Raw genomic sequence first — 14986 nt, 5'->3', positions numbered from 1 at the left:
GACATATACATTTATCTCCAATTGATGCTAAAAAATTTAATGTTATTGATAAACAAATAGTTTCTATAAAAATAGAAGGAATTAAGTCAGGAATTTTAGGTAATGTTTTATGCCGTGTAGATGAAAATTTTTCTTTAGAATGTCATTTAGATACTGATGATGCTAGTGCTTTTTTATTAAAAAATGGCGATTTAGTAGAACTAATTGTTTAAGAATTTAAATATTTTTATATTTATTTTTTCAAGAAAATTATTATTTGTATTATAAAAAAACTGTTTTAAATCAGTTTTTTTATATTTTCAATTTAAATAAAAAAATTTAAAAAAGAGAGTTTTTAATGTTAAAGAAACAAAAATTTAACAAACCAGAAGAATTTCAAAGATTAGAAGTTTTTAGAGATCCGATTGGGCGAGAAAGATGCTTAAAACATTAACAATTTAACCAATTGTAACAACTGTGATAATGTTGTTCATCATATCTTTGTTTTATGGAATGAAAAGACTATAAAATATAGCAGAAGATAAAAGCGAATTGAGGTGAAATTATTTATCCAATAAGATTTTCGCAAGGTGAAATATACTCAAGGATAAGAGCTGAAATGCTCCTAAGAGAAATAAGAGAAATCAGTCTTAAAAACGGGATACAATAATTATAATCCCGATTTCTTGTTGCTTTAATTTGTTATAAATTGGAACAAGTTAAATTATCATTTTAATTTTTATATAAATAACAAGAATCCACCTAATCAATAAATTTATTTTTTAATTATTTTTTATTTTTATATTTTATATTTATTATTAGGTTATCTCTCCTAAAAGTATAAAGGTGGTGTTTTTAGTAACTTCTATCTCCCTAAACTTCTTACTTAAAAAAATAATTTTTTTATCATTATTTATTTAAAAGAGGCAAGGGAAAAGCAGAACCATAGTAGTCGTAGGTTAATCAAATTTTCAATTGGAATATTGAAATGTAATGTGCTTACTAAAGAAAAAGTTAATAACTTTTACAAGGCGAAAGGGGAAACTCATTTTTTATGAGTAACCGCTACGTGCTTGGAAACTTGCTTGCGTGGTGGTGTGCGGGGCTTAGAAAAAATAAATATTAATAATTAATTTATTTTTTATTAAATTAAAACTTTCTAATTCTATCGCGATTATAAATAAGGAACATAGATTTGTTTTATTAGAAAAACTTTTGTCTAGTCAATTAGATTTTGATAGATTAGATTATTTAAAAAGAGATTCTTTTTTTACTGGAGTTAATGATTCTATTGATTTAGATAGATTAATTAGAGGAATAGAAATATATAATAATAAAGTTGTTTTTAAAAAAAGTAGTATTAATTCAATAGAAAATTATATTGTTAATCGATATCATATGTATTGTCAGGTTTAGGGCGAGAAAGATGCATAAAATACTAGCAATTTAACCAATTGCAACAACTGTGATAATGTTGTACATCATATCTTTGTTTTATGGGATGAAAAGACTATAAAATACAGCAGAAGATAAAAGCGAATTGAGGTAAAATTATTTAACCAATATGATTTCGCAAGATGAAAGTACTCATGGATAAGATTTGAAATAATCCTAAGAGAAAAAAGAGAAGTTATGACATAACCTTGAAATATTAAAAATTTCTTAGTTTTTGTATTAATTTGTTTAAACTGACAAATTAAATTATCATCCTTTTTATAGGAAAATAGACAAAAATCCACCTATATATTTTTGGAATAGGTTATCTCTCCTAAAAGTACACGGTAGTTTTTTATAGTAACTTCTATCTCTCTAAATCCCTTATTTATTAATTTATTAATTAAATAAAACACCTAAGTTGGTGGGGACAAGGGAAAAGCAAAATCATAGTAGTCGTAGGAAACTTAAAGCTAAACTGGAATGTTTTAGTATAATGGCCTACCAAGGAGAAAGATAATAACTTTCACAAGGCGAAAGAGGAAACCACATTTTTATATTATTTTTTAAAAAGATAAAGATTATTTTTTGAATATTGATTTATCAGAAATATAAAAAATATTTTTTATCGATTTATAAAAAAATTATTAAAAAGAAATATATTTTTAATAATACATATTTTATTTAGAAAAATTATCAATATATTATTGATAATAATTTGAATAATAATTAATATTAAAAATGTTGTAACCGCTACGTGCTTGGAAACTTGCTTGCGTGGTGGTGTGCGGGGCTTAAGATAATAACTTTTAAAAAAATAGCTAAACGTCTTAATTCTATCGCGATATACTAAACATCATCAAACATATATTAATAATTTAAATTTTGCTTTATCAAAATATCCTGATATACAAAAAAATGATATAACTTTTTTATTAAAAAATGTTTCTTTAATACCTGAAGACATTCGACAAACTGTTAGGGCGCGAAATGATGCCTAATTATCAGTGATTTCACGCATCACGAACATCATGATAATGTGTTCCTTCAGATTCTTGGCTTTTGAAACGAAAGAATCAAAAGTTACAGCAAAGAATAAAAGCGGGTTGAGGAGAAATTCATATCCAACAAGATCACGCCAGAAGAATGACTCACATGGATAACCTTTATGAAAGAAGGCTAAATGCAATAAACGGGGTAATTGTACTACTGAACAGAAATGAATTGTAACTGTTCATCAAAGTTATTTGAAAATTATATTATTGGATTTTCAAAATTATCAATGTTTTTAAAAAACATTATAGGTTTATTGTTAACTAACTTTGAACCCTACCTGCAAATAAATGAACTTATTCTTTAATGTTATATAGATGGAAGAATAAATTATAAAAAAGGTCTGCATACCTAAAGGAGTCGCGTAGATAATTAGAGTAACTTCGATCTTCCTAAACTTCTTTCAGAGAACAACATTTTCTGAAAAAAACACAGAATAGCCTGTGGAAGCAAGGAAAAAGCAGAATCATAGTAGTCGTGAGTAATTCAAAGCTTCTTTTGGAAGAAAGAAGTGGACTGACTCACCAAGGAGAAGGACAACAACCTTTACAAGGCGAAAGAGGAAAAAGAAGTTTTAACACAAAAACTTTTTTAACCGCCGAATGCTTGGAAACTTGCTTGTTCGGTGGTGTGGGGGGCTTAGATTAATATCTAGTAAACAGAAAAACGGTCTAATTCTATCTCGATTAAATAATGGTGGTGGATTTTTAAATCATTGTTTTTTTTGGTCAATTTTAAAATTAAATACAAAATATGATGATAAAAGTGAATTACATAAATTTATTAAACTTTATTTTGGAGATTTAGAAAATTTTAAAAATCAATTTTCTTTAGAATGTCAAAAACTTTTTGGTAGTGGTTGGACTTGGTTAATTTTAGATTTTGATAATAATTTAAAAATTGTTTCAACTTCCAATCAAGATGTTGTTTTATTATCAGGACATGCTATTTTAGGTATAGATTTAGGGCGCGAAATGATGCCTAATTATCAGTGATTTCACGCATCACGAACATCATGATAATGTGTTCCTTCAGATTCTTGGCTTTTGAAACGAAAGAATCAAAAGTTACAGCAAAGAATAAAAGCGGGTTGAGGAGAAATTCATATCCAACAAGATCACGCCAGAAGAATGACTCACATGGATAACCTTTATGAAAGAAGGCTAAATGCAATAAACGGAGTAATTGTACTATTGAACAGAAATGAATTGTAACTGTTTGCCAAAGTTATTTGAAAATTATTTTCTCAAATTTTCAAAATTATCATTTTTTTTATAAAAAAAATAAAAAAATTATAAGGTTGTTATTAACCTAACTTTGAACCTACCTTTATATAAAAAAAATAACTTATTCTTTCATGTTATATAGATGGAAGAATAAATTATAAAAAGGTCTGCATACCTAAAGGAGTCGCGTAGATAATTAGAGTAACTTCGATCTTCCTAAACTTCTCTTAGAGAAAAAAATTCTCTGAAAAAAAACACAGAATAGTCTGTGGAAGCAAGGAAAAAGCAGAATCATAGTAGTCGTGAGTAATACAAAGCTTCTTTTGGAAGAAAGAAGTGGACTGACTCACCAAGGAAAAGGGTAACAACCTTTACAAGGCGAAAGAGGAAAAAGAAGTTTTAACGCAAAAACTTTTTTAACCGCCGAATGCTTGGAAACTTGCTTGTTCGGTGGTGTGAGGGGCTTAGATTAATATCTAGTAAAACAGAAAAACGGTCTAATTCTATCTCGATTAACAAATGGAACAGCTGTTTTGGGATTAGGTAATATTGGTTCATTGGCTTCTATTCCAGTTATGGAAGGTAAATCAATGTTATTTAAAAAATTTGCTAATATAGATTCTTTTCCTATATGTGTTGATTCAGAAAATTCAGATGAAGTTGTTAATATAATTTCTAAAATTTCATCTACTTTTGGTGCTATTAATTTAGAAGATTTTAAAGCTCCTGAATGTTTTTATATTGAAGAAAAATTAAAAGAAAAATTAGATATACCAGTTTTCCATGATGATCAACATGGAACAGCAATTGCTATATCTGCAGCTCTTTTGAATGCTTTAAAAGTAGTTAAAAAAAATATTGAAGATATTGAAATAGTTATTTTAGGTTCTGGTGCTGCAGGAATAGCTACTGCTAAGATGTTGCTTTTATTGAAAGTAAAAAATATAGTTTTAGTAGATAAAAATGGTGCTGTTCAAAAAGATTGCGATTGGTTAAACGATATGCAAAAGAAAATGTCATTAGTAACTAACATTAATAATGAAAAAGGAAATATTTCTGAAGTTATAAAGAATAAAGATGTTTTCATAGGTTTATCTAGACCAAATTTAGTTAATAGTAAAATGGTTGCTACTATGAATAAAGATGCTATTGTTTTTTCTTTAGCTAATCCAGTTCCTGAAATTATGCCTCAAGAAGCTAAAAAAGGAAATGCTAGAATTGTTGCAACAGGAAGATCTGATTTTCCTAATCAAATTAATAATTTGTCAGCTTTTCCCGGCGTTTTCAAAGGAGCTTTAAAAGCTCGCGCAACTAAAATTACAGAAGAAATGAAGTTGGCTGCTATTAAAGCTTTATGTTCAGCTATTCCAGAAGAAGAATTAAATGAAAATAAAATTGTTGCTTCTATTTTTGAACATAATATTACTGATAAAGTTGCTGAAGCAGTTGCTAAAGCAGCAATTAAATCAGGAATAAGTAAAAAATAATTTTTTTAATTCACTAAAAAAATAAATTTGTGTATTTTCTTTATAGAAATACACATTTTTTTATTTTTTAAAATTTTTAAAAAAATAATATAATATATCATTAATACAATATATATGTTATAATATAAGTAAGAATATTATACTTTTTTCAATAAAAAAAATATGCTGGTGTGGCGAAATCGGTATACGCATTTGACTCAAAATCAAACGAGATTAAACTCATGTCGGTTCGAGTCCGACCATCAGTACCAAAGAATAAAAAATAAATTAAAATAAGTTAAGATATATAAATTATTAAAAAATTGATTAAAAAATAAAAATATTAAAAAAATTAATAATTATTTTTTTATTGATTTATTTTATTTTGTGTTCTTTATATAATTTTTTATATTAGAAAAAAAATTAATTTTATTCAGAAGAGTAATAAAAATGTTTATACCTTTAGATAGGAAAGAAAATAAAGAAAAATTAATCCATAATAGTTATAAAGATAAAATATCTTTATTCGAAAAATATTTAAATAATAATATTGATAATTCTTTTTCTTTTGTTTTTAAAAAAGTAAAAATTAAAGTATTAGAAAAAACTTGGAATTTATATTTTTTTACAAATCCAATAAAAAGCGATATTATAAAATCTATGGATAATTTCGAAAAAAAGGTAAATGAATTTATAGAAAAAAAAAGCAAAAAAATTATAAAAAATTTAAAGACTAATATTTTTTTTGAATTAAATTCGATAAGTAATTTAGAAAAAGAAGTTTTTTTAGAACTTTTATATCGTATTTTGAAAAAAAGAAATAAAGATTTAACTTTATTTAATTTTTTAAAAAATAGAATTATTTTTTTTAATTTTGAAATGAAAATATGCGAATTTAAAAGTATTGAATTATTTGTTTTTGAATATTTACCTAAAAAATATTTTGAAGAAAAAATATATCTTTTTTTAGATGAAATAACAAAATTATTTTTGCATGAATATTCTGTTTTTTTTAATTTTAAGATATTGATTAGAAAAAATAATTTTATTTCTAGTAATAATTATTTAAATTTTGATAATATTGATAATATTAATATTAATGATGAAACTTTAATATGGAATGAAAAATTTTATTTTATTTTAGATTTGATTATTAAACAAAAAAAAGAAAATAAAATTTTTGAAATTTTTAAATATAAAATTGATTATGTTGATTTTGAATTAAAAATATGTGAATTTTTTTGTGATTGTGATTTAATTAAATATTTTGTTCTTCCTGACTATTATGTTTTAAACAAAATAAAAAAAATTCTAAAAGAATTGCAAGTAATTTTAAAAGAAAAATATGGTGTGCTTTTTAAATTTAAAATCAAGGACATTAAAGAAATTAAAGATATAGAAAAAACTCAAAACATGAATAAAGTTAATATTAAAGAAATAATTAATAAAGAAAATAATAAAATTGAGTATATTGATTTTAATAGTATCCCTATTACAAATGATAAAATAAAAGAATTTAGAAAAAAATATAGTTATTTTAAAATTAAAGGTTATATACAACAAAAAGAAGAATATGTTGTAGCAAAAGGAAGAAGTATTTTGTTTTCTTTTTATTTGTTAGAACCTTTAGAAAAAAAAGATTCTATTTTATATAGAAAATTTTTTCTTGCTGAAGAAGAAAATTTAATTCATATTAGAAAAAATTTAAAAGAAGGAATTTTAGTAGAAATTGATTCTTTTGTTGATAAATATGAAAAAAATCAAGAATTTTATTTTAGTTTTAATTTTGATAAAAAAAATTCATCTTATAAACCTTATAAAATTATAAATTCGGTTCCTTTTCAATTAAAAAGAATGGATAATTATAAAGGTAAAAAAAGAATTGAATTTCATCTTCATACTAAAATGTCTAATTTAGATGCTGTAACTAGTGCAAAAGATTATATTGATACAGCTATTAGATGGCAACACGAAGCTATAGCTTTTACAGATCATGATGGTATTTATGTATATCCGGAAATTTATAAGCATACTAAAAATAAAAATATAAAACCTATTTTAGGTTTAGAAATTAATTTTAATGAAGAAAAACCTGTTTTTATTACAAATCAAGAAGATTATCCTTATTTTTCTGATTTTAATTTAAAAAAAAATAGTTATGTTGTTTTTGATTTAGAAACAACAGGTCTTTCTAAAAATATAGATAAAATAATAGAATTATCAGCAGTAAAAATAGAAAACGGAAAGATAACAGATGAATGTTTTAACCAATTGATTAATCCTGAAATCGATCTAAGTCAAAAAATTATAGATTTAACTGGAATACAAAATGATGATTTAAAAAATAAACCTACTATTGAAAAAGTTTTTCCAAAATTCCTTGAATTTATTGAAGGATATACTTTAGTAGCGCATAATGCTTTTTTTGATATAGGATTCTTAGAAGAAGTTAGTAAAAAATTAAATTTTAATTTTAATGCAACTCCTGTAATAGATACTTTAAATTTAGCAAGAAAACATTTTAATTCAGTTTTAAAATTTTTTAATTTGCAAAAAATATCAAAATTTTTTAAAATAAAAAACCCTCTTGAAGGAAAAAGTCATAGAGCTTTATTTGATTCTTATTCAACTGGTTTAATTTTTTTAGAAATGATTAAACAATTAGAAGAACAAAATATTTTAACTTTTTACGATTTAAAAGGTTCTTTACCGTTTATAATTGAACAAAGTTATCATGTTAATATTTTGGTAAAAAATCAAATTGGTTATAAAAATTTGTTTTCACTTTTAAGTGACTCTTTAACTAAAGATTTTTATAAAAAACCTATTGTTATGAAATCTAATTTTGTTAAAAATAGAGAAGGTTTATTAATCGGAAGTGGGTGTTTTGATGGTAAAGTTTTTAATACAGCTTTATATCAAAATGATAAAGATTTAAGTAATGTTATTTCTTTTTATGATTATATAGAAGTTCAACCTATCAACGCTTATAAACATATTATTTTTGAATTAAGCGGCAATAATAAAGAATATAAAATAAAAATTATCCAAGACACTATTATGAAAATAATTAAAGAAGCTAAAAGACAAAATAAAATTGTTATTGCTACAGGAGACGTTCATTATTTATCTTCTTATGATAAAATTTATAGAGAAGTTTATATTAATGCAAAATTAATCGGTGGTGGATTACATAGGTTATCTAATTATAATCATGATAATTTGCCTGATAATTATTTTTTAACTACTCAAGAAATGTTAGATTCTTTTTCTTTTATAGAAGATGAACAATTAAGACAAGATTTAGTTATTAATAATACTCATTTGTTGAATGAAAAAATTGAAAAAATTAATATATTGCCTGAAAAACTTTTTTTCCTTAAAGATAATGCTTTTTCAAATAATTTAAATGTTCCAAGTATTAAAAAAGAAATAGAGTTCTTAATAAAAGAAAAAACTAAATCAATTTATGGAGAACATATGCATCCTTTAGTTGAGAAAAGAATTTTTTTTGAATTTGAAAAAATTATTGATAAGAGTAATAATTCTAAATCTAACCCTAGTATTGCTCCTATATACTATTTGACTTACTTATTAGTTAAAAAATCAATAGAAGACGGATTTCCTGTTGGTTCTCGTGGTTCTATTGGTTCTTCTTTGATAGCTAATATTTTAGAAATAACTGAAGTAAATCCTTTAAAACCACATTATCGTTGTTCTCAATGTCAATATACTGTTTTTCCTCAAATGAGTGAAGAAGAAAAAAAAGAAAAAAAATATCAAAACTATATTAATTCTAAAAATATTGATAAAAACGATTATAATTCTATAAAAGGTATTTTTTCAGGTTATGATCTTCCAGATATGAATTGCCCATTTTGTTTTAAAAAATTTATTAAAGATGGCCAAGATATTCCTTTTGAAACTTTTTTGGGTTTTGAAGGAAATAAAACTCCTGATATAGATTTAAATTTTTCAGGAAATTATCAAAGTAAAGCTCATGGTTATATTAAAGAATTATTAGGTTCAGATTATGTTTTTAGAGCAGGAACAATTCAAACAGTTGCTAAAAGAAATGCATTTGGTTATATAAAAGGCTTTATTAAAGATAAAAATTTAGAAGATAAAATACGTTTTTGTGAAATAAATAGAAGAACTCATTTCTTGGAAGGGGTTAAACGTTCTACTGGACAACATCCTGGAGGAATTGTAGTTGTTCCTAATGAGAATTCTATTTTTGAAATAACACCTGTTCAATTTCCTGCTAATGATATTACTTCTTCTTGGAAAACTACTCATTTTGATTATCATTCTTTTGAAAATAATTTATTTAAAATGGATATTTTGGGACATGATGATCCTATGTTGATTAAATTTTTTATGGATTATGTTCATAAAAACCCTGAAAAATTTCCTTTTAATCGTTATCAAGATATACCTACAGATGATCCTAAAGTTTATAGAATTTTTTCTCAAACTGTTAAAAATATTTCTTCTTTAGCGATTCCTGAATTTGGAACTAAATTTGTTATTGATATTTTAAAAAATATTTATAAAAAAGAAAAAAAAGACTTTAATTTTGCTACTTTAGTTAAAGTTTCTGGACTTTCTCATGGAACAGATGTATGGATTAAAAACGCTCAAGATGTTTTGAAAAAACAAGGTGATTTTGAAAATAATACTGCAGACAAAAATATTTCTTTTGATGATATTATTTGTTGTCGTGACGACATTATGAATACGTTAATAAATAGAAATGTTGAAAAATTAAAATCTTTTGAAATTATGGAATTTGTTCGTAAAGGAAAACAACATTCTAACCCTAAAGAATGGACATTTTTAGTTAAAGAAATAGAAAATAAAGTAGAAGAATGGTATATAAAATCTTTAAGTAAAATTAAGTATCTTTTTCCTAAAGCTCATGCAGCTGCTTATGTTTTGATGGCAGTTAGAATTGCTTGGTTTAAAGTAAATTTTCCTCTTTTATTTTATAGTGGTTTTTTTTCTACTAGAGTAGAACAATTTGATTATGAATTGATGATTACAAATGATATTGAAAAGATTAATTCTAAATTGTCTTCTTTAAATAAAAAAAATATTACTGCTAAAGAACAAAATATTTTTAATACTTTATTAAATGCTTCTGAAATGATTTCAAGAAAATTTAAATTTTTGCCAATTGATTTAAATAAATCTGATGCATATAATTTTATTATTGAAGGTGATAAATGTTTAATTATGCCCTTTATTTCTATAGATGGTTTAGGAAAAGTATTGGCAGAAAATATTGTTAAAGAAAGAGAAAAGAAGTTATTTACTCAAAAAGATTTTTTAGCAAGAATTAAAATTAATAAAACTATTCTTAAAAAATTAAAAGAAGAATTTAAAATAATAGAAAAATTACCGAAAGAGTAAAATTAATTTTTATCAAAAAATATTAAAATATATTTTTTTAATTAAAAATATTCATTATAATATAAAGAAGATATTAACAAAATTTAATATCAATATTTTTGTTATTTTTTATATAAATTTAAATAAAATTTTATTAATTATTAATATTTTTTCTGTAATAATTTATTATAAAAAAAATTAAGTTATTTTATTTTTAAAAATTATATAGAATGATTTATTCATTTAGGAGAAAAAAATGAAAGTAATAGTTGTTGGATGTACTCATTCTGGTACTGCTGCAGTTAAAACAATGATAAATAATAATGAAGATGTAAAAGTTTCTGTTTATGAAAGAAATGATAATGTATCTTTTCTTTCATGTGGAATAGCATTATATATTGGTGGAATTGTTAAAGATAAACAAGGTTTGTTTTATTCAAATCCTGAAGAATTAATTCAGATGGGTGCTGATGTAAGATTAAGACATGATGTATTAAAAATTGATTTCGAAAAAAAAGAAATTTTAGTTAAAAATTTAAAAAATAATGAAGAATTTATAGATAAATTTGATAAATTAATTTTATCTAGTGGTTCTTGGCCTGTTATTCCTAAAATAGAAGGAATGAATTCAAAGAATGTATTAATTTCTAAAAATTTAGAACATGCTAATAAAATTATTGAATATGCTAAAAATATTAAAAAAATAACTATAGTAGGAGCCGGTTATATTGGAATAGAATTAGCTGAAGCTTTTATTCATCAAAAAAAAGAAGTTACTATGATAGATATTCAAGATAGAGTTATGTCTAAATATTTAGATGAAGAATTTACTTCAATAACTGAACAAACTTTAATAAATAATAATGTTAAATTATTATTAGGCCATAAAGTTGTTAATTTTATCCTTAAAAATAATTTAGTAACGCATGTACAAACTGATAAAGGTTCTTTTGAAACTGAAATGGTAATTATGTGTGTGAGTTTTTTACCTAATACAAAATTAGTAGGTGAATTTTTAAAAAAATCACCTAATGGAGCTATAGAAGTTAATGAATTTTTACAAACTTCTCATCCAGATGTTTATGCTTGTGGAGATTGCACTAATATTTATTTCAATCCTACTAAAAAACCTTCTTACATTCCTTTAGCTACTAGCGCTATTAGAATGGGTACTATTATAGGAATGAATATTAAGAAAAATATTCAAAAATATTTTGGTACTCAAGGAACTAGTTGTGTAAAAATTTTTGAATTAAATATTTCTTCTACAGGAATGACTGAGAATTTTGCTAAATCTATGGGTATTAATTGTGATTCTGTTGTTATTAAAGACGCTAATAGACCTGAATTTATGAATACTTTTGATCCTGTTTTATTAAAAATTGTTTTCAACAAAGAAACAAATAAAATTTTAGGTGGACAAATTTTATCTACTGCTGATTTAACTGAAAAAATGAACACTTTAAGTGTTTGTATTCAAAAAGATATGTCCATGAATGAATTAGCTTTTGTTGATTTCTTTTTTAACCCTTATTACAATAAACCTTGGAGTTTGTTAAATTTAGCTGGTTTAAAATCTTTAGAATCAAAAAAATAAATAACATAAACATAAAATTTAATTTTTTTAATTTTAAATTAAATAATTAGATAAAAAATTATAATTATAACTATGTTTCTAATTTTATGGTATATAAAATATATAATAAACATGAAACATAGTTTTATTTATATTTTTATATATTTTTATTAATATTTATTTTTTAAAAAACTTTAAATAATAAAAATTTAATTTATATAATTTTTAAATATTATAGTTATAAAAAAAGTTAAAAATAATTAATTAATTATTTTTCGTAAATTTTGTAATTTATATTTTAAAAATTATAAAAATTAATTCAAAAATAAATAAATAAAAAATTTTAATATTTTAATATTTATTAAATAAATTTTAATTTTTTTAAATTATTAAAATAATTTTTTAAATAAGAAAGGTTTGTTTTAAATAACATTAATATTATGTTTAATTGGATAAAAAATTTATTTAATTCTTCTAAAAGATTTGAAAAAAGAAATAAAAAAATTGTTGATAAAATAGATGAATTAGCTATTTATACTAGTAAACTTAAAGATGAAGATTTTCCCAAAGAGACAGAAAGATTAAAAACACTTTTTAAAAAAGGTTTTTCTTTAGATCAACTTTTAATAGAAGCTTTTGCGTTAGCTAGGGAAGCCGCTAGGAGAATAACTGGATTAAATTGTTATCGTGTTCAAATATTAGGTTCTATTGTTTTGCATCAAGGTAAAATAGCTGAAATGAAAACTGGAGAAGGTAAAACTTTAACTTCTGTTTTGCCTGCTTATTTAAATGCTTTAACTGGAGAAAGCGTTCATATTGTAACTGTTAATGAATATTTAGCTGATAGAGAAGCTAATGGTTTGATAGGTAAAGTTTTTAATTTTTTAGGTTTGTCTGTAGGATTAAATATTAAATCAAAAAATATAGAAGCAAAAAAAAAAGCTTATGAATGTGATATTTTATATTCTACAAATAGTGAATTAGGATTTGATTATTTAAGAGACAATATGGAAATGAAATTTTCTAATATTTTGATGAAAAGAAAATATAATTATGCAATTTTAGATGAAGTTGATTCAATCTTAATAGATGAAGGAAGAACTCCTTTAATTATTTCAAATCAAAAAAAACAAAATGTTCATTTTTATATGGATTCAGATCGTTTTGTTAGAAAATTAAAAGAACAACATTATATAATTGATTTAGAATATAAGACTATAGAATTAACAGAATCAGGAATTAAAAAAGCAGAAATTTTTTTTCAAACTAAAGATCTTTATAATCCTAAAAATTATATTTTATTACACTGTATAAAAAATGCTTTAAAAGCTTATTTTATTTTAGAAAAAAACAAAGATTATTTGGTAGAAGAAAATAAAGTTTTAATTATTGATCATTTTACAGGAAGAATTTTACATGGTCGTCAATTTAGTGAAGGTTTGCATCAAGCATTAGAAGTTAAAGAAGGTTGTACTATTAAAGAGGAAACAGATATTTCTGCAACTATTACTTATCAAAACTTTTTCCGTATTTATAAAAAACTTTCAGGAATGACAGGAACTGCTAAAACAGAAGAAAGAGAATTTATAAATATTTATAATATGCCAGTAATAGAAATCCCTACTAATAAACCTATGATTAGAGAAGATGCGCCTGATTTTGTTTTTTTAAATTTAAAAGATAAATGGGAAGGTTTAATGAATGAAATAGAATATAGATTTAAAAAACAACAACCCATTTTAATAGGAACTGTGACTGTAGAAGTATCTGAAGAAATTTCAAGAAAATTAAAAAAAAGAAAAATACCACACGAAGTATTAAATGCTAAAAATCATTTTAAAGAAGCTGAAATTATTGCTAAAGCAGGTAATAAAGGAGCTGTTACTATAGCGACTAATATGGCAGGACGTGGTACTGATATTCGACTAGGTGAAGGAGTTAAAGAATTAGGCGGTTTAGCAGTTTTAGGAACAGAAAGACATGAATCCAGAAGAATTGATAATCAATTAAGAGGTCGTTCAGGAAGACAAGGAGACAAAGGATATTCTCGTTTTTTCGTTTCAGGAGAGGATGAATTAGTTATACGATTTAGTGGTAGTAAAATTACAAAATTAATTTCTTTATTACAACAAAGCAAACAACAAAAAGAATTTATTTCTTCTAAGTTTTTGACAAATTTTTTTACTAATTTACAAAAAAAGATTGAATCTAGTAATTATGATAGTAGAAAATTTCTTTTACAATTTGATTCTGTTTTAGGACTTCAAAGAGATATTATTTATAAACAAAGAAGACAAATATTAACATCTGATGATGCTAATATTGACAAAATAACATTAAGTTTAATAAAGAAAATTTTGGATTATAAAATTGATTTATTTTTCTATAAAAAATTTCAAAAAAATATAAAAAAAGAAGAAAATTTAGTTAATTTAATTAATTTTTTAGAAATTTCATTATTTCATAAGAATACTTTAAATTTAGAACTTTTTAAAAGTGTAAATATGAAAAATCCAAAATTTTCTAAAATAGAAATAAAAAAAATTATTTATTTAACGGTTGAAGAGCTTTTAAATAAAATAAAAATTAAACTTAATAATTTGAACAAAGGAAAATACTTTATTTTTTTACAAGAAATTATATTGCATAATATTGATATGCATTTTAAAAAACATATTTCGTTAATGCTTTCTTTAAGAAAGAGTATTAATTTTGTTGGTTATGGGCAACAAAATGTTTTAATGGTTTATCAATCAGAAGGACAAAAATTATTTAATGAAATGATACAAAATATTACTTTTGATATTAGTTGTATGATTTTAAAATCATCTGTTTTAGAAAATATTATTTCTAAATAA

Annotated in this window: 8 protein-coding genes and 1 tRNA gene; all 9 read left to right on the top strand. The window is 23.0% G+C overall.

What is annotated here, in order from left to right; translation table 11 throughout:
- Positions 1-212 (top strand): PduL/EutD family phosphate acyltransferase (locus FEF22_RS01960; RefSeq protein WP_246833709.1); only part of this gene is annotated, 212 nt, incomplete at its 5' end.
- Between the two features lie 982 nt (positions 213-1194).
- Positions 1195-1395, top strand: coding sequence for a hypothetical protein (locus FEF22_RS01955; protein ID WP_138107868.1), 201 nt, complete (start codon positions 1195-1197; stop codon positions 1393-1395).
- Positions 1396-2246: 851 nt separating this feature from the next.
- Positions 2247-2414, top strand: a complete 168-nt coding sequence (locus FEF22_RS02290; RefSeq protein WP_138107752.1) for a hypothetical protein — start codon at positions 2247-2249, stop codon at positions 2412-2414.
- A gap of 654 nt (positions 2415-3068) precedes the next feature.
- Positions 3069-3461: a Fe-Mn family superoxide dismutase gene (locus tag FEF22_RS01945; protein ID WP_138107754.1), complete on the top strand. Its 393-nt coding sequence runs from the start codon at positions 3069-3071 to the stop codon at positions 3459-3461.
- 764 nt (positions 3462-4225) lie between these two features.
- The gene (locus tag FEF22_RS01940) at positions 4226-5179 is read left to right on the top strand and encodes an NAD(P)-dependent malic enzyme (protein WP_246833708.1); all 954 of its coding nucleotides are present in this window, start codon (positions 4226-4228) and stop codon (positions 5177-5179) included.
- Between the two features lie 164 nt (positions 5180-5343).
- Positions 5344-5430 (top strand) — tRNA-Leu (locus FEF22_RS01935).
- Between the two features lie 178 nt (positions 5431-5608).
- A complete protein-coding gene (gene polC / locus FEF22_RS01930; RefSeq protein ID WP_138108099.1) occupies positions 5609-10573 on the top strand; it encodes a DNA polymerase III subunit alpha in 4965 nt (1654 codons plus the stop codon).
- 235 nt (positions 10574-10808) lie between these two features.
- Complete coding sequence (locus FEF22_RS01925; protein ID WP_138108098.1) at positions 10809-12149, top strand: FAD-dependent oxidoreductase; 1341 nt, start codon at positions 10809-10811, stop codon at positions 12147-12149.
- 419 nt (positions 12150-12568) lie between these two features.
- Complete coding sequence (gene secA / locus FEF22_RS01920) at positions 12569-14986, top strand: preprotein translocase subunit SecA (RefSeq protein ID WP_138108097.1); 2418 nt, start codon at positions 12569-12571, stop codon at positions 14984-14986.

The sequence above is a fragment of the Texas Phoenix palm phytoplasma genome, from assembly GCF_005774685.2.
In the GTDB taxonomy this organism is placed as follows: Bacteria; Bacillota_I; Bacilli_A; order Acholeplasmatales; family Acholeplasmataceae; genus Phytoplasma.
Note: the sequence above shows the minus strand (reverse complement) of the source record. Positions and strands in the feature narration are given on the sequence as shown.

Bases quoted from the DNA above. Each gene is read 5' to 3' on its own strand.
- FEF22_RS01945 (WP_138107754.1), top strand. From the start codon at position 3,069: ATGCTTGGAAACTTGCTTGTTCGGTGGTGTGGGGGGCTTAGATTAATA.
- polC (WP_138108099.1), top strand. From the start codon at position 5,609: ATGTTTATACCTTTAGATAGGAAAGAAAATAAAGAAAAATTAATCCAT.
- FEF22_RS01925 (WP_138108098.1), top strand. From the start codon at position 10,809: ATGAAAGTAATAGTTGTTGGATGTACTCATTCTGGTACTGCTGCAGTT.
- secA (WP_138108097.1), top strand. From the start codon at position 12,569: ATGTTTAATTGGATAAAAAATTTATTTAATTCTTCTAAAAGATTTGAA.